Source organism: Streptomyces sp. NPDC058052, from assembly GCF_042885515.1.
Classification (GTDB): Bacteria; Actinomycetota; Actinomycetes; order Streptomycetales; family Streptomycetaceae; genus Streptomyces.
Genome location: NZ_JBHVRX010000008.1, coordinates 236,159 through 256,220 on the forward strand (window position 1 = coordinate 236,159; position 20,062 = coordinate 256,220).

At 72.4% G+C, this 20,062-nt stretch carries 21 protein-coding genes and 1 pseudogene; 11 read left to right on the forward strand and 11 right to left on the reverse strand.

The features are described from left to right. Nucleotides 1-59: 59 nt before the first annotated feature. The gene (locus tag ACFVU3_RS14535; protein WP_390066226.1) at nt 60-341 is read right to left on the reverse strand and encodes a hypothetical protein; all 282 of its coding nucleotides are present in this window, start codon (nt 339-341) and stop codon (nt 60-62) included. A 242-nt stretch (nt 342-583) separates the two neighbouring features. Here ACFVU3_RS14535 and ACFVU3_RS14540 point away from each other — a divergent pair, with 242 nt between their 5' ends. Further along, nucleotides 584-871 carry a DUF3027 domain-containing protein gene (locus ACFVU3_RS14540; RefSeq protein ID WP_390066227.1) on the forward strand — a complete coding sequence of 96 codons (288 nt, stop codon included), beginning with the start codon at nt 584-586 and terminating at the stop codon, nt 869-871. A 50-nt stretch (nt 872-921) separates the two neighbouring features. Here the strand turns inward: ACFVU3_RS14540 and ACFVU3_RS14545 are convergent, their stop codons facing one another. After that, entirely contained in the window at nt 922-1,791 is an 870-nt protein-coding gene (locus ACFVU3_RS14545) for a LysR family transcriptional regulator (RefSeq protein WP_390066228.1), read from the reverse strand. 131 nt (nt 1,792-1,922) lie between these two features. Between ACFVU3_RS14545 and ACFVU3_RS14550 the strand changes: the two genes are divergently transcribed. The 4 genes and pseudogenes from ACFVU3_RS14550 to ACFVU3_RS14565 all read left to right on the forward strand — a co-directional run bounded on the left by ACFVU3_RS14550 (nt 1,923) and on the right by ACFVU3_RS14565 (nt 4,746). Then, nucleotides 1,923-2,816, forward strand: a complete 894-nt coding sequence (locus ACFVU3_RS14550) for a DMT family transporter (RefSeq protein WP_390066278.1) — start codon at nt 1,923-1,925, stop codon at nt 2,814-2,816. Further along, nucleotides 2,734-2,949, forward strand: a pseudogene (locus ACFVU3_RS14555) (hypothetical protein); the annotation flags it as partial. The gene ACFVU3_RS14550 and the pseudogene ACFVU3_RS14555, both read left to right, overlap by 83 nt. Before the next feature lie 57 nt (nt 2,950-3,006). Then, the gene (locus ACFVU3_RS14560; RefSeq protein WP_390066281.1) at nt 3,007-3,138 is read left to right on the forward strand and encodes a hypothetical protein; all 132 of its coding nucleotides are present in this window, start codon (nt 3,007-3,009) and stop codon (nt 3,136-3,138) included. A 570-nt stretch (nt 3,139-3,708) separates the two neighbouring features. Then, nucleotides 3,709-4,746, forward strand: coding sequence for an SGNH/GDSL hydrolase family protein (locus ACFVU3_RS14565; RefSeq protein ID WP_390066229.1), 1,038 nt, complete (start codon nt 3,709-3,711; stop codon nt 4,744-4,746). Between the two features lie 260 nt (nt 4,747-5,006). On the opposite strand, the gene ACFVU3_RS14570 is transcribed toward ACFVU3_RS14565, so the two are convergent. Further along, nucleotides 5,007-5,699, reverse strand: coding sequence for a YoaK family protein (locus ACFVU3_RS14570; protein WP_390066230.1), 693 nt, complete (start codon nt 5,697-5,699; stop codon nt 5,007-5,009). Nucleotides 5,700-6,209: 510 nt separating this feature from the next. Here ACFVU3_RS14570 and ACFVU3_RS14575 point away from each other — a divergent pair. Next, nucleotides 6,210-6,626, forward strand: a complete 417-nt coding sequence (locus tag ACFVU3_RS14575; RefSeq protein WP_390066231.1) for a hypothetical protein — start codon at nt 6,210-6,212, stop codon at nt 6,624-6,626. 239 nt (nt 6,627-6,865) lie between these two features. Here the strand turns inward: ACFVU3_RS14575 and ACFVU3_RS14580 are convergent, their stop codons facing one another. Continuing rightward, nucleotides 6,866-7,579, reverse strand: a complete 714-nt coding sequence (locus tag ACFVU3_RS14580; protein WP_390066232.1) for an alpha/beta fold hydrolase — start codon at nt 7,577-7,579, stop codon at nt 6,866-6,868. Nucleotides 7,580-7,636: 57 nt separating this feature from the next. After that, nucleotides 7,637-8,239, reverse strand: a complete 603-nt coding sequence (locus tag ACFVU3_RS14585) for a TetR/AcrR family transcriptional regulator (protein WP_390066233.1) — start codon at nt 8,237-8,239, stop codon at nt 7,637-7,639. A gap of 54 nt (nt 8,240-8,293) precedes the next feature. Between ACFVU3_RS14585 and ACFVU3_RS14590 the strand changes: the two genes are divergently transcribed. Together ACFVU3_RS14590 and ACFVU3_RS14595 are read left to right on the forward strand one after the other, a co-directional pair. Further along, a complete protein-coding gene (locus ACFVU3_RS14590; RefSeq protein WP_390066234.1) occupies nt 8,294-9,202 on the forward strand; it encodes a haloalkane dehalogenase in 909 nt (302 codons plus the stop codon). Nucleotides 9,203-9,446: 244 nt separating this feature from the next. Further along, on the forward strand, nt 9,447-12,014 hold the full coding sequence (locus ACFVU3_RS14595) for a hypothetical protein (protein ID WP_390066235.1): 2,568 nt from the start codon (nt 9,447-9,449) through the stop codon (nt 12,012-12,014). A gap of 30 nt (nt 12,015-12,044) precedes the next feature. Here the strand turns inward: ACFVU3_RS14595 and ACFVU3_RS14600 are convergent, their stop codons facing one another. The 3 genes from ACFVU3_RS14600 to ACFVU3_RS14610 all read right to left on the reverse strand — a co-directional run bounded on the left by ACFVU3_RS14600 (nt 12,045) and on the right by ACFVU3_RS14610 (nt 13,610). Beyond that, a complete protein-coding gene (locus ACFVU3_RS14600; RefSeq protein ID WP_390066236.1) occupies nt 12,045-12,422 on the reverse strand; it encodes a fic family toxin-antitoxin system, toxin component in 378 nt (125 codons plus the stop codon). After that, the gene (locus ACFVU3_RS14605) at nt 12,422-12,661 is read right to left on the reverse strand and encodes a hypothetical protein (RefSeq protein WP_390066237.1); all 240 of its coding nucleotides are present in this window, start codon (nt 12,659-12,661) and stop codon (nt 12,422-12,424) included. Before ACFVU3_RS14605 ends, ACFVU3_RS14600 begins: the two co-directional genes overlap by 1 nt. 256 nt (nt 12,662-12,917) lie before the next feature. Beyond that, nucleotides 12,918-13,610 carry a TetR/AcrR family transcriptional regulator gene (locus ACFVU3_RS14610; RefSeq protein ID WP_390066238.1) on the reverse strand — a complete coding sequence of 231 codons (693 nt, stop codon included), beginning with the start codon at nt 13,608-13,610 and terminating at the stop codon, nt 12,918-12,920. Between the two features lie 53 nt (nt 13,611-13,663). Here ACFVU3_RS14610 and ACFVU3_RS14615 point away from each other — a divergent pair, with 53 nt between their 5' ends. Further along, a complete protein-coding gene (locus ACFVU3_RS14615; RefSeq protein WP_390066239.1) occupies nt 13,664-14,782 on the forward strand; it encodes an FAD-dependent oxidoreductase in 1,119 nt (372 codons plus the stop codon). Nucleotides 14,783-14,944: 162 nt separating this feature from the next. Here the strand turns inward: ACFVU3_RS14615 and ACFVU3_RS14620 are convergent, their stop codons facing one another. Continuing rightward, on the reverse strand, nt 14,945-15,823 hold the full coding sequence (locus tag ACFVU3_RS14620; RefSeq protein WP_390066240.1) for a LysR family transcriptional regulator: 879 nt from the start codon (nt 15,821-15,823) through the stop codon (nt 14,945-14,947). Nucleotides 15,824-15,968: 145 nt separating this feature from the next. Between ACFVU3_RS14620 and mgrA the strand changes: the two genes are divergently transcribed. Together mgrA and ppk2 are read left to right on the forward strand one after the other, a co-directional pair. Continuing rightward, nucleotides 15,969-16,961, forward strand: coding sequence for an L-glyceraldehyde 3-phosphate reductase (mgrA, locus tag ACFVU3_RS14625; RefSeq protein ID WP_390066279.1), 993 nt, complete (start codon nt 15,969-15,971; stop codon nt 16,959-16,961). A gap of 62 nt (nt 16,962-17,023) precedes the next feature. Then, nucleotides 17,024-18,010 (forward strand): polyphosphate kinase 2, encoded by a 987-nt coding sequence (gene ppk2 / locus ACFVU3_RS14630; RefSeq protein WP_390066241.1) that lies wholly within the window; start codon nt 17,024-17,026, stop codon nt 18,008-18,010. A gap of 125 nt (nt 18,011-18,135) precedes the next feature. On the opposite strand, the gene ACFVU3_RS14635 is transcribed toward ppk2, so the two are convergent. Both ACFVU3_RS14635 and ACFVU3_RS14640 read right to left on the reverse strand, forming a co-directional pair. Then, complete coding sequence (locus ACFVU3_RS14635; RefSeq protein ID WP_390066242.1) at nt 18,136-18,555, reverse strand: subtilase-type protease inhibitor; 420 nt, start codon at nt 18,553-18,555, stop codon at nt 18,136-18,138. Between the two features lie 361 nt (nt 18,556-18,916). Further along, nucleotides 18,917-20,026, reverse strand: coding sequence for an aryl-sulfate sulfotransferase (locus ACFVU3_RS14640; RefSeq protein ID WP_390066243.1), 1,110 nt, complete (start codon nt 20,024-20,026; stop codon nt 18,917-18,919). Between the last annotated feature and the right edge of the window lie 36 nt (nt 20,027-20,062).

Below are 20,062 nucleotides of genomic sequence, written 5' to 3' on the forward strand. Positions count from 1 at the left end.
GCTGGACCGGTTCCGCAGCGGGGACCGGGACGCGGCGGAAGGTCCGGGCCCGACCTCGCTCAGCCCCCGCAGCCGCCGCAGCTCTCCAGGCCACGGGGCCCGGGCTTCGGACGGTCGTCGTCGTCGGCCCAGGACACCGGCTCGCCGTCACGGGGCTCATCGAGGACGGCCACGCCCACAGCCGTGAGCAGCACGGGCGCGATGGCGATGGCGATCATCCACCACCCGATGGCCTCCTGGATTCCCTGGAGGTCCGTGTCCAACACGATCCAGACCTGCGCCACCCACACCGCCATGGACAGCCCGCTGCTGATCACGACCCAGCGATCTTCCCGACTCACACTCCACCCCCGTCACCTTCGTTCCTGGCGTCGTGCCCCCGCCGCGCCCACGGAACACACGAGTCCGTCACGGGGTACCTCTCAAGGCCCGCTCGCTGTGTCGTCCACGGCACGACGACACAGCGCCAGGAGGGCGGCGCGGCGGCGGCTCCCTCCGCGTGCTGTCGGGAAATCTCCTGGCGATCGGGGGCCGACTCCGTACAGATTGGCCCTCCGGAAACAGGCGAAGGAGTGGGGCACGGATGGCGTCGGGCAGGGCGGAGACTCACGGCGGAGGCAGGGGCGGTGACGACGACGTCCACGGACGCTGGTCGCGGCTGCTCCATCGTTCCACGGGAGATCCCGGTTACCGGGAGGAGTGGTGCGACGAGCAGTGCGGCGGATGCCGGTCCTGGATCGCGCTGAGCGGAGAGCGGGGGCTGGACTGGGGGGCCTGCACCCGTGCCGGCTCCGCGTTCGACGGGCGGGTGCGTTTCGAGCACGACGGCTGCGAGCACTTCTCCGCTCGTGACGACGGCTCGTTCGGCTGACGCCGCCCACTGAGCCGCCGAAGCGGCGTCCCCGCCCCGTGTCGGCTCCGTCAGTCCCCTTCGCGGTACAGGTCCGCCAGCAGGGCCACCGCCGCGTGGGTCATCGGGTGAGGGTCGTGGCGGCGCCAGATGAGGTGGACCGGGACCAGCGGGGCGTCGCGCACGGGGCGATAGACGATCCCGTCACGGCGGTACTGCGCCACGGTGGACTGGGCCGTCACCCCGACACAGCGGCCTGTCGCGATCGCCGCCAGCCAGTCGTCGATGTCCTGAGTGAACTCGCGGTCCGGCCCTGCGTCCTCGGACCACAGATCCTCCGTCGTCGTTCCCGTGCCGCGGTCCAGCACGACCCTGCGCCCCGCGATCTCGGCCAGGCGCACGAATCTGCGCCGGGCCCACGGATCGTCCGCCGCCAGAGCGACGTAACGGTGCTCCTGACCCACGAGCGCGTGATCGTAGCGGCGCCCGTCGACAGCGACGCGGACGACGGCGAGGTCGCACAGTCCCTCTGCCAGACCGCCGGTGCGGGTGTTGTGGCGGATCAGATGCAGTGCGACATCCGGGTAGCGGTCGTGCCATCGACGCTGGAACTCGGTGGTGTGCCGGCCCATCGCCGACCAGGCATGACCCATGCGGAGCCGAGTGTGACCGGTCGTCGCCTGACGGATCAGTTCCCCGGCCTCGGACAGCAGGTGACGGGCCCGCGCGAGGACCTGGACACCTGCCGTGGTCGGCGTGACGGTGCGGCTGGTGCGGTGCAGCAGCTGAACGCCGAGGATCCGTTCCAGGGACAGCAGCGTCCTGGAGACCGCCGCCTGCGACACGCCCAGCTCCACCGCGGCGTCGGTGAAGCTGCCCGCGTCCACGATCGCCACCAGGCAGCGCAGGTGCCGCAGCTCCAGTTCGGTCCCTCTGTCCATACGCTCAGCGTATAGGTGATCCCTCAGATGCATTTTGCGTATGAGCCGGCGTACCGGAAGGTCGCGGCATGACGACAGAAGTTCCCCCGCGCGACGGCGTCGCGACGTCGCGCTGGCACGGCCCCGCGCTGATGCTGGGCTCCGGCCTTTCCAACCAGATCGGCGCGAGCGTCGCGGCCCTGGCGTTCGGGTCGATCGGGCCGGCCGGTGTGGTCGCGATCCGCCAGTGGGTGGCCGCCGGGGTCCTGGTCGCCGTGGGCCGGCCCCGTCTGCGTGCCTTCACAGCGGCGCAGTGGCGGCCCGTACTCGGCCTCGCGGTGGCCTTCGCGGTCATGAACCTGTCCCTGTACTCGGCGATCGACCGCGTCGGCCTCGGCCTCGCCGTCACCCTGGAGTTCCTCGGGCCGCTCACCGTCGCCCTGGCCGGCTCACGGCGCCGTCTCGACCTCGGCTGCGCTCTCGCCGCCGCCGCTGCCGTGGTCGTACTGACCCGTCCGCGGCCGAGCACCGACTACGCCGGCATCGCCCTGGGCCTGCTGGCCGCGGTCTGCTGGGGCTCCTACATCCTGCTCAACCGGACCGTGGGCCGACGCCTTCCCGGACTCCAGGGGTCGGCCGCCGCCGCACTGGTCTCCGGTGCGCTGTACCTCCCCGTCGGGATCGTCACCCTCACACAGGACCGACCCCAGCCCACGGTCCTGCTCTGCGCGCTGACCGCCGGGCTCCTGTCCTCGGCCGTGCCCTTCCTTGCCGATCTGCTGGCGCTGCGCCATGTTTCCGCCCAGCTCTTCGGGGTCTTCATGAGCGTCAACCCCGTGTGCGCCGCCGTGGTCGGCCTGGTCGTCCTCGACCAGCACCTCGACCCCGCGTCCTGGCTGGCCATCGTCGTGATCATGGCCGCCAACACCGTCGCCCTCAGCACCCGACCCCGTGCCCGCCCCAGTGCCGACCCCAGCGCCGGCCCCGGACCCGGCGCCGGCGGCCCCGGCCCCGGACCCGGCCCCGAAAGGCAGACCGCAGCATGACGCCCTGATCGCCCACCTCATCGCATTCAGAAGCGCACCGGAAGGCCGGCCATCCCCCGCAGACACGGACGGCGTGCGACGGCAGGTACGAACCGGTGTCCCGTGGCGTGACCCGCCGCGTGCGTACGGGCCCTGGCAAACCGTCTACGGGCAGTTCCGCAGATGGCAACGGCGGGGAGTGTGGGCCCGGTTGCCGACGTCGCTGCGGGCACGGGCCGATGCGGCCGGGCTGATCACCTGGGAGATCAGCGTCGACTCCACGGGCTGCCGTGCCCACCAGCACGCGGCTGGTGCCCGCCGGAACGGCGCCGAGCGGTCCTGAACACGATCCGGGTTCCCAGGCACGGTGGTGGCCCGCCACGGACTCGCCCGCTGCGGGTGCGGGGAGAAAGGCTCTCGGTTCGGTTCGAGGCTGCCGTTCACGTCGCGGCGATCCACCAGTGGCTGTGATGAGGTTCCCGGGCCTCACCTCGTCCGACTCTCAGGGGTGAGGCGGCCTGGTGACCCCGTCGTGGGCGGAATTCAGGCCGGTTCGAGCTGCACGACCGCGTCGACCGCTGTACATGCCTGCGGCGACCGCTCTTTCGTTCGACAGGAAGGGCCGTGTGCCGACTCCCGTCGCCCCTCCAGCAGGCGGCTTCGCGGTCCGGCTCGCATCGCGGCCGCACCGGCCCTCCCCGTTCGGGTCATGAACGTTCTCGATCTCGGCAGCCGCTCCTGCTCGACACCCCCGCTGAGCAGGCGAGACGAACGGGTGTGACGAGTCTGGCCAAGATCGCCCGGTTGCGCTTCGCCGCCACTGGAAGATCACGTTCCGTTTATGGATGAATACCTGGCGTCACATACTTCTCTCCTTCCCTCCTCTCGTGGGCCTCGATGAAAGGGCACAGCCATGTCTTCGGCCATGTGCAAGACGACGAGCACTCCCTGGGCGCGGCGGCTGGCCGCCGCCACGATCGCGCTAGGCAGCTGCCTGGCCCTCGCCGGCCCGGCGGGAAGCGCGGGTGCGGCTCCCGCCGATCCCGTACCGACCGTCTTCTTCGGCGACTCCTACACCTCCAACTTCGGCATCGCTCCCGTGAACAACCAGGACAGCGAGAGGGGCTGGTGCTTCCAGGCCACGGACAACTATCCCGCCGTCGCCACCCGGCGCCTCGCGGACAAGGCCATCACGCTCGACGTCCAGTCGGACGTCTCCTGCGGAGGAGCCCTCGTCCACCACTTCTGGGAGAAGCAGGAGCTGCCCTTCGGCGCCGGCGAACTCCCGGCGCAGCAGGACGCGCTCAAGCAGGACACCCAGCTGGCCGTGGGCAGCATGGGCGGCAACACGCTGGGTTTCAACCGCATCCTGAAGCAGTGTTCCGACGAGCTCCGGCAGCCCTCTCTGCTGCCGGGAGACCCGGTGGACAGGGACGAGCCGGCCGCCAAGTGCGGTGAGTTCTTCGAGACCGGGGACGGGAAGCAGTGGCTGGACGATCAGTTCGAGCGGGTCGGTGGGGAGCTGGAGGAGCTGCTGGAGCGCATCGGCTACTTCGCCCCCGACGCGAAGCGCGTCCTGGTCGGCTACCCCCGGCTCGTGCCCGAGGACACCACCAAGTGCCTGACCGCGGCGCCCGGTCAGACGCACCTGCCGTTCGCCGACATCCCCCAGGACGCCCTGCCGGTCCTGGACCAGATCCAGAAGCGGCTGAACGACGCCATGAAGAAGGCCGCCACCGACGGCGGCGCCGACTTCGTCGACCTCTACGCCGGCACCGGCAGCAACACGGCGTGCGACGGTGTCGACCGGGGCATCGGCGGCCTGCTGGAGGACTCCGAGCTCGAGCTCCTCGGTACCAAGATCCCCTGGTACGCGCACCCCAACGAGAAGGGCCGCGACATCCAGGCCGGGCGCGTAGCCGCCAAGATCGAAGAAGTCCTCAACCGCTGACCGGCCGCACAACCGCTTTCCCCGCATGAACGAAGCCCCAGGACCCGCCGTCGGCCTGGGGCTTCGCAGCACGGCTGATTCCAGGGGGCTTGCCCCCACCGGCCCTCACCACCGCACGGTGCGCCTGGCAGCCGCTCACCACGAACGGCTCCGCTCAGCACCGTCCCGGCCGGCGGACCACCTGACAGAGCAGGGCCTGGCCGAGCCGCAGTGGCGGCCCACGCGCCAGGGCACCGAGCCGTCGGCACCACGGTGTGCGCTCAGGGCACCGGACCGTGTCCGTCCGGCGCCCCGCCCTGGCGTCGGCGTGCGACCAGCACGACGGCGAGCAAAAGGCCCAGGGCTGCGGTCAGGACGCCCTCCACGCCGAGGCCGGCGTGGAGAAGACCTCCCGCGAGAGCTCCCGCTGCCAGCGTGGCCACCGACACCGCGCGCCGTACCGTGGCAGGTCCCCGTCGGTCCACCGCGAGGCCGGTCAGCGTCCTGGTCATCACGGTGGTGGTCAGATCCGGCACTCCCAGCCGGTGCACGACGGCGTTCTGCAGCCCCATCCCGCAGGCCAGAGGTACGAGGACCGCATACCGCCCCCCACCGGCCGCCTGGCCGGTGAGAGCCGCCGCGACCAGCAGCGCTTGGACCGCGGCCAGCGGTGCGAAGAGTCGTCCCGGCTCCGCGTCCCGGCGCCACGCGCCGCCCGCGAGCGCCCCGGCGAGAAACGCCGTGAGGACGACGGCCACGGCCGGCGCCGACAGCTGTGTCACCCCCGCCAGAGCGAACCCGAGGAAGAGCACGTTGCCGGTCATGTTGGCCACGAACACCCGGCCCAGCCCGAGGAAGCTCGCGGCGTCCACCAGCCCGCTGACGAACGTCAGCACGAAGAGCGGCGGAACGAACCGCGCGTAGCGGTGTCCGCCGGGGAACATCCACCGTTCGACCACCCCTCCCCCACTCACCGAGGCCCCTTCTCCGCGATGCGCTCCCGGCCCCCGCGGGCGTGCCCGGAACGATGGGCGCCGCCCTCGTCGATGACTCGCGTCCGTCTCACCTCCTCACTGGACCAGAGGCGGCGAGGAAAACCGGCGTCCCACGCCCGACGGGTCCCCTGGATCGCTACGCGGCCGGACGAGGCGAGCTGCGTCTCGGCCGACGCGCCGCCGCACGCGATCGGCATGCTGGTGTCCTTCCCCAGCACGCGCCGCGATCGCCGGCGGATGAGCATCCGATCCTGCGCCTCCTGTTCGCCGCGACCCGTCGCACCGAGACGACCGACCCGACGACCACGCCCGTCGTCTCGGCCCTCCGTACAGCGGCACGACAGGACCGCGTCCGGCGCTGACGCTACGTGACCTCTGCGGGTTCCGTACGGGTCGTGGCATGCGGGGTCGTCGACGGCCCGTGCCCGGCCTCCGGCGACCCTTGCCCGCGGATCACCTCCAGGAGAAGATCGTGGCGGGGGTGCGGGAATGGAACAGACGGTCTTCGAATCCGTCAGGTACGCCGGTGTGTGCCAGGACTGCGGTGCCGAGCTGGAGTGCTGGGGGGTCCAGGCCCTGGTGGACGGCCGGTTGCGCTGGGACGTCGAGTCGGCCTGTGCCACCTGCGGGTTCGCGGTGGCCATGTGTGACGGCGAGCTGCCGGCGGAACGGCGGGATCAGATGGTGTCCGAGCACGGCCCCGCGAGGCTGGAGGTGAGCGCGCCGGTGAAGAGCGTCGTCCTCATGCGGGTGCTGCGGGCCGAGCTCGGCCTGGCGGTGACGGATGCCAGGGCTGGGCTGCGCAGGGTGCTGGACGGTGACTGCTCCGGAACGCTGCCTGAGATGGAACGTCTGGCCCGGGCGCTCCGGAAGGCCGGCATCGCCGCGGTGGCCGCTCGCCCCTAGCTCGATCGTCAGGCGGTTCTGTCCACTCGGAGCCGGTCCTCCGGTGAGCGGGCGATGGACTCGATGGTGAGGTGTGCCTGATCGGAGGCGGCGAGATCGCCGCGAGCCCCGCACGTCACGTAGTCGCTCCGTCCCCCGCGGGCCACCGGCGCCCGGCCTCGGGCCGGGACGGTGGCGACCGGGACGGGGACCGTCGATTCCAGCGCGTCCAGCACCGGCCCGGAGTGGTGGAGGTGCTCTCACTCCGCGGCGGCGTGGAGGAGAATCTGCGCCAGCTCGCGCGGCTGGGAGAACATCGGCCAATGGCCGGTGTCCATCGTGACCAGCCGCCAGCGCTCGCTCCTCAGCAGCTCAGCCACATCTTCGTCGGGCTCGGCGTCGCCGGGCTCGGTCCCCGGCATCACGCACAGGATGTAGGTCGCCGGAAGGTCACCGAGCGGCCGCGACAGCACGGCGGGCTCGGTCAGCGTGGCACCTGGGTGAGGTGTCGAGCCCCGTACGAGGCGTGCGATCTGCTCATCGGTGAGACCTTCGCCGTCGTAGTGAGCAGCCGGCGCGAGCGGCCAGAATCCCCCGTTCTCGGCGATCGACGCCTCCACCGCTTCCCCGCCGTCCGGCCAGGCGGAGACGAACGACGCGCCGTCCGTGGGAACACTGGAGTCGACGAACACCACGCGGGCCAGTCGGTCACCGATCCGCTCCGCGGCCTGACCGACCGGTATGCCCGAGTAGCTGTGACCCACCAGGACCACGTCGCGCAGACCCTGGCGTTCCACCTCGGCGACGATGTCCTGGACGTGGGTCGCTTGCCCCGCCGGTACACCCCGCTTGTCAGCAAGACCGGACAGCGTCAACGGATGGACGCCGTGGCCGGCCGCACGCAGACGCGGCACCACCTCGTCCCATGCCCACGCCCCGAGCCGTGCACCCGCAACCAGTACGAAATTCACCATGTCCGCACCGTAGCCGGGCAGCCTGTCGATCTCCTGGAAGATATTTTCGATACACGCCTAGGTCGTGGCCGTGCCCCGGAGGTACGCGGCGAGGATGGCGCGGGGCGAAGCGGTCGCGTCGATCGCCGTCCGGTGGAACAGCAGCGCGTCCGTGAGGGCGATCAGGTCCTCGACGTACGGGTCCGCGCTGGGGAGTCCTGCTCGGGTGAGGGCCGTGGCCGTCAGGTGCCGGGTGAGGGCGTGCACGTCGGAGTCCGCTGTCAGTTTGGCTCGGACCTGCGGCTCGTCGTGGAGTTCGAGGAGAAGGGCGTAGCGGGCTCTCATGTCGTCGCGGCGCGACGCGAGGCCCTCGACGAGTCCTGTGATCAGGGCGGCGAGGGCGTCGGCGTCGAGGCTGTGTCCGGGGGCGAATGTCATGTCCAGGGCCGCGGCGAGCTCTTGGGCATCGGCCTTCGAGCGGGCGGCGAGGGCGTCGACGATGAGTTCCACGAGCGCGATCCGTGTCTTCGCGTGGTACGAGGTCGATCCCTGCGGGATTCCCGCCTCGCGGTCGACGGCTCGATGCGTCAGGGCGCGCACCCCGTCCCGAGCGATGATCCGGATCCCGCTGTCGGCGATCGTCTCGCGCCGTTCCCTGCCACTCGTCGCATGCGTAGACACCCCGCGATGCTACAGGTGTAGTGTCTCGCCGTGCAGGCTCTACACCTGTAGCGGATGCGGGGTGTCGAGCCGTCAGGCGCAGCGGCAGAACAGGAGGAGAGCACAATGATCGACTTCGTTCCCGACCCGATCCTGTACCCCTTCACATCGCGGTGGTTCGACTCGTCCGCCGGCCGGGTCCACTACGTCGACGAGGGGACGGGGCCGCCGATCGTGTTCTGCCACGGCTCTCCCACCTGGAGCTTCCTCTATCGCCACATCGTGAAGGAGCTCCGCGGCCGGTACCGGTGCGTCGCGGTCGACTTCCTGGGCTTCGGCCTGTCCGAGCGCCCGGCCGGCTTCACGTACACGATCGCGGAGCACACGGCGGTTCTGGGTGAGCTGATCGACCATCTGCGGCTCGACGGCTTCGTCCTCATGGGGCAGGACTGGGGTGGCCCCATCGGGCTCGGGGCGGCGACCACGCGCGCGGATCGCGTCAGGGGCATCGTGCTGGGCAACACGGCGTTCTGGCCGATCGAACAGGTGGCGAACCGGGCGTTCAGCGTGATCATGAGCAGCCGCCCCATGCAGCGGCGCATCCTGGAACGGAACCTTCTCGTGGAGCGGTTCCTGCTCGGCAGTACCGGTCCCACCCTGACAGCGGCCGAGGCCGATCACTACCGCATGGCGCAACCCACGCAGGAAGACCGGCGGGGACTCACGGCCATGCCCAGGGAGATCCGGGCCGCGCGTCCGCTGCTGGAGGAACTCGCCCGTGACGTACCCGCCCTCCTCGGCGCCAAGCCGGCCCTGGCGGTATGGGGCATGCGGGACATGGTGTTCCGGCCGGGGGCGTGCCTCCCCCGGATACGCGCCGCGTTCAGCCGGCTCGAGGTCGTCGAACTGCCCCGGGCGAAGCACTTCGTCCAGGAGGACGCGCCTGATCGGATCGCGGCGGCGATCACCGAACGATTCCGCTGACGCAGGGCCGTCGCCTTCTGCTCGGGACGGTCCGGCCGTGCGGGTCCGCGTCTCCGGTCGTCACGTGATCGCCCCGACGGGGGCGGTGCGGCTCCGGGCCGGTCTCCGGCGAGCCTCCACCGTCCCCGCCCTCCGAACGGCGCCCGTGCGGCCGGGTGCTCCGCAATCGGGTTGGCGGGTGGGCGAGTTGTCGGCCCGTCTCACGGCGGACGGTGCGCGGAGGGCCCGCCGTTATGATCCGTCGATGGGCACAGTGGCCGAAGTCTGCGGCGAAGCGCGCGCGGCGACGACCGGCGATCAGGACCGGACGTCGGTCGCGCGCGCGGCCGCCCATCACCTGAGTCTGCTGCGGTGGGCGGCGGCGCTCCTGCCTCCCGCCGAAGCGGCGCGCGCCGGCGACGAGCTGGACGCGACAGCACTCGCCGCCGCGGCCGTGCCCTTCCTTCCGGTCGCGGTCGCCGAGAAGGGCGACGGCGAGAACGACGCGCTGCCGTTCGAGGAGCTGGTCGTCGCCCTGCGCGGAGCGCCGACGGTGCTGGACGGCGACGCGCTGCTCGACGCCGGGCCCGTGGACTGGGAGGCGATGACCGCCGAGCACGCGCGGGAGCCCTTCGGCTCCGTGGCGTCGCGTGGGCTGATAGCCCGCCGGGACTGTCCCGACGGGCTGACCCTGGCCCTGCTCGCGCCGTGGCGGCCGGAGGTGGCCGACCGCCTCGCGGCCCGGCAGAAGGCCCGGCCGGCCAAGCGGCGGCCGGTCGGCATGCCCCGGGGACACCGGTGGGACGCCCCGCCGCCCCCGCCTCCACCGTACGAACTGCCCGATCCCGTCCGCGCCCTGCTTCTGCCCCGTCTGTCCGGCCTCCGGACCCCGCTGCTGCGTCTGGTGCTGACCCCGGACAGGGCGGACGAGGTGGTGTGCGCGACGACGCGGCTCGACCGGCTCCTCGCCGCCGTCGATCACGGCGACCGCGGCCACACCCAGAAGGTCCTGGCGTTCTGGGAGGCGGCCGGCGCCGCGTTGCGGGCGGCGTTGGGGACGGACCGGACGGCGTGGACGGCCGCCGCCGAACGACTGGCCCGGCACAAGGGCAGCCTGCGCGACCTCGTCGACGGGCTCGGCGAGCCGACGCGGTCCCGGCGGCTCCCTCCCGACCTGCGCGTCCTGATCCAGGCACCGCCGGAGCTCCTTCCCGCCCTCGTCGCCGGTTTCGACGACGAGGCCCTCGCCGGAGGGGCCGAGGCGTGCGCGGGACGTCGTGGTACCCGTACGGGACATGCGCTCCTCGCCATCGCCCTGGCGAGGTTCGAGGCGGCCGGCGTTCCTCCGCGTCCGCTCTTCGCCCGTTGGGCGCGCGACGGCCTGTCCTCCTGGAACGGCGAGATCGCGGCGGCCGGATGGCTGTACGGGCTGGACGGCGAGCTGGACGTACGGCTCGACCGGCGCGCCCTCACCGACGCGGGCCTCCGCCGCCTCATCGCCGCCCGACTGCCGCAGCGGCCCCGGGCCGGGGACCTGGTGGCCGAGTTGCGCGCGCACCCCGCTCCCGTCCGGGCACAGCTCACGCTCGACGGCGCGGGCGCCGAGCCCACGCCCTGGGCCGAACTCCTCCAGGCCCATCACGCCGAGCCGCTGCCGTACCCGGTGCTGTGGGTGCTCGCCTCCCTCCCCGGCTGTCCCGCCGCCCTGCTCCCCGAACTGTCGGGGGAAGGACGGCACCACCAGCTGAGCGACCTGGCGAGCCAAGGACCCGAGTCGGCCCGCGTCGCCCTCACCCGCCTGGCGGAGTCGGCCCCCGTCTCTCACCACACCCCCGCCGGCACGGCCCGCCCGGCGATCCACACGGTCCGTTGCGCCCGGCTCCTCGACGACCTGACGATCCTGGAGACCGCACGGCCCGCCGCCGCCGTCCTGCTCTACGGACGCGACCTGCCCGACGACGCTCCGGACGGGGACGCGTGGAACCGGCTCTGCGGCGAACACCTCGTCGCCGCCTCACGCCGCTTCGGTCCCGGCTTCTGGCAGGTACTCGCCGACCGGCTGCCCACCTTCGACGGCACCCTGCCCGAACTCCTCGCCCCGGCACCGGGCGACGCCACCCTCTCCGCACTCCACGCCTCCGCGCAGGGCGACCTCCAGCCGTCCGAGGCGCGCGCCCTCCGCACCCTCCTGGACCGGTACGAGTCCCGGGTGCGCGCCGCCGCCGCACTCCAGCACGACGACGCGCCGGCGCCCCGGACGCCCGAGATCCCCGACCGCGGGGCCGCCTCGGCATGGCGGGACGACGAGCCGGCCACCCTGCTCGCCCTCGCCCGAGCCGCGGCCACGGTGCGCCCCGAGTTCACCGTCGCCCTGCCGGCGCTCCTCGCCTCCTCCCTGGACGCGCCGGACCGCGTCGCCGCGCTGATCCCGCTGGCCGCGCTCGCGCAGCGGACCGCGGCCCGGATCGGCGACCGTCACGGCGAAGCCGTGGCCTGGGCCACGGCGGGCCTGGCCCTGAACGGACTGCGGCGTCACGAGGAGGCCGCGGCCGTGCTGGAACGCGCTCGCGCTCTCATCCGCACGACGGACGACCTCGAACGGGAAGCCCGTATCCACCACCACCTGGGCCACGCCCTGAGGAGTCTGCGCCGCGACCGACAGGCCGCCGTCGCCTTCCGCGAGGCCGTCGCGCTCTTCGGGAGGACCGGCCACGAGCGGGAACGCGGCGAGGCGGCTTCCGATCTGGCCCGCCTCACCGAGCGGATGGCCTCCCGTCCGACAGGCCCGGCCGGAAGGGCACCGGTCGCGGGGGACTCCGCCGACGCCGGGTGAAGAGCGAGGGCCCGGTGCCCTCCCGCTCTCTCAGTCCTGGCGGGACCAGGTGCGCAGCAGTGTCGCGATGGCTCCGGCGCTGCATGCGGGGTCGCGCAGGAGGTCCCGGAGGGCGGTGGCGTTGTCGTGGGTGGGCTTCAGGTGGATGCCGGAGGCTTCCAGGTACATGACGCCTGTCGCCGCCGCCACGGCCAGGTTGGAGCGGTCCAGCCAGCGGCAGCGGCCGAGGACGTGGACGAGCGCGGCGGCGCGTGCGTACGCGTCGTCGTAGACCGGCTGGTCCAGCAGCTCTGCCCGGTGGCAGGCGACGGCGGCGACCGGCACCCCGTAGTCCTCGGGTGCCGGATCGTCCGCGCCCGCGAGTTCGGCGACCTGGAGGATCCAGGGGACGTCGATGTGGAGTTCCATCAGGCCGCCCGCGTCCCCGCGGGTCGCTGTGCCGGGGCCTCCGCCTCGTCGAAGAGGGCCTGGTGTTCGTCCAGGAAGCGGCGGGCCGCGTCCAGACCGCGCCGGCGCATGCCGTCGGCGTCGTCCCGTACGAGCGAGGCGATGTAGTCGCCCAGGCTCATGCCGCGGTCCTTCGCGCGGGCCCTGGCCAGCTCCGCGATGTCGTCGTCGACGCGGGCTCCGAGTTGTGTCTTCCCCATGCCCCGATGGTAACGAGTGTTACCAAGGAGGGAAAGGCGCTCTCGCCGGCGCGGGGAGCCGGCAGGACGGTCCGTCAGCAAGCGTCGCCGGCAGCGCACTCGGGCGGAAAGCCGGACACGGGCGGCGACCGCGCCGGTACCGGAACCAGGCCAGCGCCCGTGGGTACGTGCTCCGCGGCTGCCGCGCGTCCCCGAGGCGTCCGCGCGGCGCAGGGCCGCGACCCCGGTCCCGCTCACGTCGGGGAGGAGCCGGGCGTCACGCCGGCGGCGGGGCGAGTCTGGCCGTCACGGCGTCGAGGACCCAGTCCAGGCCGGTCGCGAAGGACGTCTCGGCGTCCACATCGGTGCCGTCGTGCACGGCCTTCGCCAGCGCCGGGAAGCGGCCCGTGGCCAGCATTCTCGTCACGTGCGGGCCGTTGGCGCGCTGCCAGTCGTCCTTGGACAGGCCGGTGGCGCGCTCGGCCCGCAGGTTCGCGATCTCGCGCCTGATCGCGCCGGTGAAGTAGGCACTGACGGTCTCCACGGCGCGCATGACGGTGTCGATGTCGGCGAGGCCGTCGAGGGCGGCCAGGGTCGCCTCGGTGACGGCGAGGCCGTTCGGGCCCAGGGCCGGGCGGCCGCCGAGCAGGTCGGCCAGCCATTCGTGGCGGAGAGCGGCCCGCCTGGTGCGGTGGGCGAGGATCCGGAGCGCCTCCCTCCCGTCGCCGGCCCGCTCCTCGGGGAGGATCTCGGCCTGGACCTCGTCCACCATGAGGTCGAGCAACTCCTCCTTGGTGGCGATGAATCCGTACAGACGCATCGGGCCGGCGTTCAGGCGGGCGGCGACCTTGCGCAGCGACACCGCCTCCAGTCCGCCCTCGTCGGCCAGCGCGACGGCTGCGGCGACGATCCGCTCCCGGTCGAGCGGCACGGGGCGCGCCGGCGGCTCCGGCCGGTCCCACACAGTCATGGTCACACCGTTCTGTTGCGATGCCTCACATCGGAGAAATACAGTGTATCGGCATGAGACATCGTATCGCCGTCGTCGGGAGCGGTCCCGCCGGCCTCACCTTCGCCCGGGTCCTGCACCGCCACGGCCACCCCGTCACCGTTCTCGAACGCGACCCCGCCCCCGACGCGCGCCCCCCGGGCGGCACGCTGGACCTGCACGCGGGACTGGGCCAGCTCGCGGTGGACAAGGCGGGGCTGCTGGCGGAGTTCCAGGCGCTGTCCCGCCCCGAGGGGCAGGCCATGCGCATCCTGGACACGGACGGCACCGTCCTGCGCGACTGGCTGCCCCGTCCCGACGACCGGGCCAACCCTGAGATCGACCGCGGGCAGCTCCGTGACCTGCTGCTCGGTCCCCTCGATGTCCAGTGGGGCCGGAGCGTGACACGGGTGGTGCCGGGAGGCAGGGACGGGGTGCTGGTCCATTTCGCGGACGGGCGACGGGAAGCCTTCGACCTCGTGGTCGGCGCGGACGGCGCCTGGTCACGGACCCGCCCGGCGGTCTCGCCGGTGACGCCGCACTACACGGGCATCACCATGGTCGAGACCTCCCTCGACGACGTCGACACCCGCCACCCGGGTCTCGCCCGGTCGATCGGCGACGGTTCCACAGCCGTGTACGGCGTGAACCGGTCCCTCGTCGCCCAGCGCAACAGCGGCGGACACGTCAAGGTCTACGCCCAGTTCCGCGCGCCGCTGGACTGGCACGCGCACCTGGACCTGGCCGACACCGAGGCCGTCCGGTCGACGCTGCTCGCCCTGTTCGACGGCTGGGCCGCTCCCGTCCTCGACCTCCTCCGCCACGGCACCGCTTTCGTCCACCGCCCCCTCCACGTCCTGCCCGTGGACCACACCTGGACCCACGTCCCCGGGGTGACGCTCCTGGGCGACGCGGCCCACCTCATGCCTCCCTTGGGGGCGGGCGCCAATCTCGCGATGCTGGAAGGAGCCGAACTCGCCGAGTCCCTCGCCTCCGGCCCCACCGATCCGGACGAGACCGTCCGCGCCTTCGAGCGACGGATGTGGACACGGGCCGCCAGGTGGGCCGGGATCACGACGGCCGGCCTGGAACGCCTCGTCAGCCCGGACCCCGCCCAAGCCCTCGCCCTCTTCGACGAGGTCCAGCCGTCCTGAACACCCCGCTCGCCGGTCTCCTTGTCCCGGCCGTCGTCGTCACGCACCTGGCGGGGCGACGCGTCGGCAGGTCCTGGAGCTTGCGTCAACTACCGCCGGGGCGGAGGCGCTTCGGTCTACGTCTCCTCGTCACGCGGACCGGCGTCACGTGGAGGCCCGGCCTCAGGCCGGCTGGAGGAGCGCCATCAGGGCGCGGGCCGCGGGGCTGGTGGCCTCCGAGGGCGGGAGCAGGGCGACGGTCCTGTAGACGGTCTCGGGCACGCCCTTCACGGGCAGGGCTCGCAGGGTCTCGCGCTTCTGGCGGAAGTGGCGCGGGACGACCGCGACTCCCAGGTTCTCGTCCACCAGGTCGAGGAGGCTGTGGACGTCGTTCACCTCCAGGGCCACCTTGCGCCGCACGCCCGCGGCGGCGAAGGCCGCGTCGGTGGCCCGGCGCGGGCCCCAGTCGGGGTGGAAGTCGACGAAGACCTCCGTGGCGAGGTCGTCGGGCGCGAGGGGCGCGCCGGCCGTCGCGAGCGGGTGCTCGGGGTGGCACAGCAGGGTCATCGGCTCGGTGGCGAGCGGTACGGAGCGCAGCTGGTCGGAGTCGGCGGAGGTGCGGTAGGCGAAAGCCAGGTCGAGCCGCCCGGCGGAGACCTCCTCGGCGAGATCGAGGGAGCCGGACTGGCGCAGCCGGATCTCCACGTCCGGGTGGCGGCGGCGGAACGCGGCCAGCAGCCCGGCCGCGTACACGCCGGCGATGCACTGCTCGGTGCCCAGTGTCAGAGTTCCGCGCAGGACGCCCTGCACGGCGGCCACCGCTTCGTGCGCGGTCCGTACCTGGGCCAGGATCCGCTCGGCCTCGCCCAGCAGCGCCCGTCCGGCTTCCGTCAGGGTCACCTGTCGGGTGGTCCGTACGAACAAGGGGGCCCGCAGCTCCCGCTCCAGCGCCCGGACGGACGCGGACAGGCCCGACTGGGAGACCATCAGGCGTTCGGCGGCCCGGGTGAAGTGCCGTTCCTCGGCGACGGCGACGAAGTGCTGGAGGTGGCGCAGTTCCATGATTGAGAAGCCTAGCCGCGATTGAGAAGCCTAGCCGCTGAATCCCATCGGATTCTCCTGTTGGACCGATGGTCCCGGGTGGGTGCAGATTGGTTCCGGCGCGGCCCCACGGGCGGCCGGCACCCCTCGACCCCATGGAGCCGTGTTGTACACCGCACACCCCGACCGTTACGCCCGCATGCCCTACCGCCGCACCGGGAAGAGCGGTCTCAAGCTGCCCGCGCTCTCGCTGGGCCTGTGGCACAACTTCGGTCCCGACCGTACGGCGGAGAGCCAGCGCGCCATCCTGCGCCGCGCCTTCGACCTCGGGATCACCCACTTCGACCTGGCGAACAACTACGGCCCGCCGCCCGGCGCGGCCGAGTCCGCCCTCGGCGATGTCCTCAGGACGGACTTCGCGCCGCACCGCGACGAGCTGGTCGTCTCCACCAAGGCCGGGTACCTGATGTGGCCGGGGCCGTACGGCGAGTGGGGGTCGCGCAAGTACCTGCTGTCGTCGCTGGACCAGAGCCTGACCCGCCTGGGCCTGGAGTACGTCGACGTCTTCTACTCGCACCGCTTCGACCCGGAGACTCCCCTGGAGGAGACGATGGGCGCCCTGCACTCCGCGGTCCAGCAGGGCAAGGCGCTCTACGTCGGCGTCTCCAACTACTCGGCGGAGCAGACCCGCGAGGCCGCCCGCATCCTCGGTGAGCTCGGCACCCCGCTCCTCATCCACCAGCCGCGCTACTCGATGCTCGACCGGCGCCCGGAGACCGAGGGCCTGCTGGACGCGCTCGACGAGCTCAGGGTCGGCTCCATCGCCTACTCGCCGCTGGAGCAGGGCCTGCTCACCGGGCGCTACCTGAACGGCGTCCCCGCCGACTCGCGGGCCGCGAGCGACAGCCCCTTCCTGCAGCGCGAGGCCGTCACCGAGGACCTGGTGACCCGGCTGCGTGCCCTGAACGCCCTCGCGGAGGGACGCGGCCAGACCCTGGCGCAGCTCGCCCTGGCCTGGGTGCTGCGCGGAGGCCGTGTGACCTCGGCCCTGATCGGCGCGAGCAGCACCCGCCAGCTCGACGACAGCGTGGCCGCCATCGCGCACCTCGACTTCGATACCGAGGAGCTGGCCCGCATCGATGCCCTGGTCGGCCCGTGAGCCACGGGGGTCGGGTCGCGCACGGGGCCATAGGGACGGTCCGCGGCGGGTAGGTGCGGGGCGTGGACGAGCAGGAACCGCCGCGGACGGAAGCCGATGACCTACTGGCGGGCCTCAGCGTGGACGACAGCCGGCCGGAACAGCCCGTGCTGCTGGACTCCTCCGGCGCCCCGATCCGCACCTGGCGGGAGAACTATCCCTACGACCGCAGGATGCGTCGCGCGGAGTACGAGCGGACCAAACGGATCCTGCAGATCGAGCTGCTGAAGCTGCAGCGGTGGGTCAAGGACACGGGGGCGCGGCTGGTGGTGATCTGCGAAGGGCGGGACGCCGCGGGCAAGGGCGGCACGATCCAGCGGTTCACCGAACGGCTCAACCCCCGCGGGGCGCGCATCGTGGCCCTGGACAAGCCCACCGAGCGGGAGGCGGGGCAGTGGTACTTCCAGCGGTACGTCCCCCACCTGCCGGCCGCCGGAGAGATCGTCTTCTTCGACCGTTCCTGGTACAACCGCGCCGGTGTCGAGAAGGTCATGGGGTTCTGTACGCCTGAGCAGCACGCACTGTTCCTGCGCCAGTGTCCCGTTTTCGAGGCCATGCTCGTGGAGGAGGGGATCCTGCTGGTCAAGTTCTGGTTCTCGGTCTCCCGCGCCGAACAGCGCACCCGCTTCGCGATCCGGCAGGTGGATCCGGTGCGGCAGTGGAAACTGTCGCCCACCGACCTCGCCTCGCTGGATCTGTGGGACGCCTACACCACCGCGAAGGTCGAGATGTTCCGCGCGACCGACACCGGCCACGCGCCGTGGACGGTGGTCAAGAGCAACGACAAGCGGCGCGGCCGCCTCGAAGCCATGCGCAGTCTGCTGTGGCGCGTCGACTACGACCGCAAGGACCGGGAAGCCGTCGGCCGTCCCGACGGTCTCGTCGTCGGTGCCGCCGACACGCTCCTGGAGCCCGGGGAGGAACCTTCCGCCCTCTCCCCAACTCCCCTGGCCAGCCCTCCTCTGGGCCCCGGCCTCCATCCCCCCGGATCCCGGCCCACCGCTCCCTGACACACGCCGAGCGGCCGGCGGATCCCGTCGCGTGCGGCGGGATCCTGTTCGGCGGATCCGGCTGCCGCCCTGCCACGCCCGGGGCGTGGCGGGGCGGCCCGTCCGGCGACGCCTGGTGCGGCGTCTCAGAACGCGAACACGCGGGTGCCGTTCAGCGTGACCGACATGGCGCAGGTGTTGGAGAAGGTGTGCTTCCAGGCGACGCGCTTGCCCTGCCACACGCCGTCGGCGGAGACGGTGACCGGGTCGTAGTGCAGAGGACAGGCGCGGCCCGGCGCGGGGGCGGCCACCAGCCGGTCGAGGGAGCCGGAGGTGGCGGCGAGCGCCGCGCAGGCGGCCTCGGGGTCGGGGTGAGTGCCCTGGGCCGTGGGCGCGCAGCTCAGGGTGGACGCCCGGACCACCGCGGCCTGCTCGTCGCCCTGGGCGACGGTCAGGACGAGGGCCGAGGGGGCGTACAGGCTGTCCGGCGCGGCCTCCGCGACGCCGGCGGAGCCGGCGAGGACGAGGAGGGCGGAGGCGGAGACGGCGGCGATGCGATGACGCACGACAGAACTCTCTTTCGGAGAGGAGTGATATCGCAGAAGATTTCTGCGCCCTTGCGGTCGGGCACCGCAGATACTGTCGCGTACGGAGGCCGCCTGCACACCGATGGCCTACTTACGGACAAGTCCGTCCATGAACGGCGACCGACCGGTCGTTCCGCCTGCTCGCAGCGCCGGGAAGACCCCGCGGACGCACCGGCGCAGGCCCGCCGCCGTGCCCGCGCACCCGGACACACCGCTCCGCCCTTCCACTCCGGCAGGCTGGCGTTCACCTTTCGTGCACGCAAGATGACCGATTGTCATCACCCTGCGATCGATACGGGACGCACGGCCCGACCGGGTCCGCCCTCGGCGCCGTGGCCCGTCACAGCCAGGGCAGCCGCTCCGCCGCGTAACGGTAGGCGCGGAAGACGGAGTTCTGGGCGCCGGCGGACGACTCCAGCCCCACCCCGTCGCCGAAGGAGCGGAACTGCGGCACCACGAACTCCCACACCACCTCGCCGCCCGGCGTCACCTCGAAGAGCCGTCCGAACGACCCCTCCGCGATGAAGGTGTTCCCGTTGGGCAGGCGCTGGGCGCTGGACATGTAGGGGCTGTAGAAGTTCTGCGGCGGGTTGTCCTGGTAGGACCAGACCTCCTTGCCGGTCAGGGGATCCAGCTCCAGCACCCGCGAGTACGGCACGGAGGTCGTGGCGCGGTAGCTGCCGTTGTCGAAGACCAGGAGGGTGCCGCCCGGCAGTTCGTGCGGGTGGTGCTGCTGGGCCAGGACGTCGGGTCCGATGCGCCACAGGACGGAGCCGTCCGCGCGGTCGATCGCGACGGCGGAGGACACGCTGCGGAACCCGAGGACGAGCGAGCCGTCGGCGCGCTCGTTGACGGTGTTGGCCATGGGCCAGTGCTCGCGGGCGAAGTGCGGGTCGAGCGGGAAGTCCTCGGGGTCGAGGTGGTCGATGGCGGCCCAGCGCCACACCTCTCGCCCGTCCCAGGTCAGTTCGTACACGACGTCCCCGTAGATCACCCCGCCCGGGGCCTCGGAGCCGGGGATACCGCCGCGGATCCGTGCGGCCTGGGCCGGCTCCAGCGGCTCGACGACCGTGATGACGAGGTTCCCGTTGCGCAGGACCGAGGCGTCGTGGTGGTGGAGCGGGTGCCGCACTTCCCGGAGGACGGTGGAGTCCGGGGCGAGCTCCTGGAAGATGCCGCCGTGGTACACGTCCCAGATGGGGAAGAGGGTCGGGCCGGCGGTGTCCTTGGCCGCGTAGAAGAGGTTCCCGTTCGGCAGGAGCTGCGCGTGCCGGCCGGGCGGGTGCGGGGAGTTCCAGGTGTGCGCGGAGCGGCCCTCGATGTCGACGAGGTGGATCTCACCGGCGCTGGTGATGGGCGTGTAGAGGGTGTAGCCGCCGTAGGTGCGGTCGGGGTCGTGGGCGATCAGGCCGACGCCACGGCGGCGCAGGGTGTTCTGGTCGACGGTCATGGGGGCGATCTCCTCGTACGGTGCGGATGAAGGTCG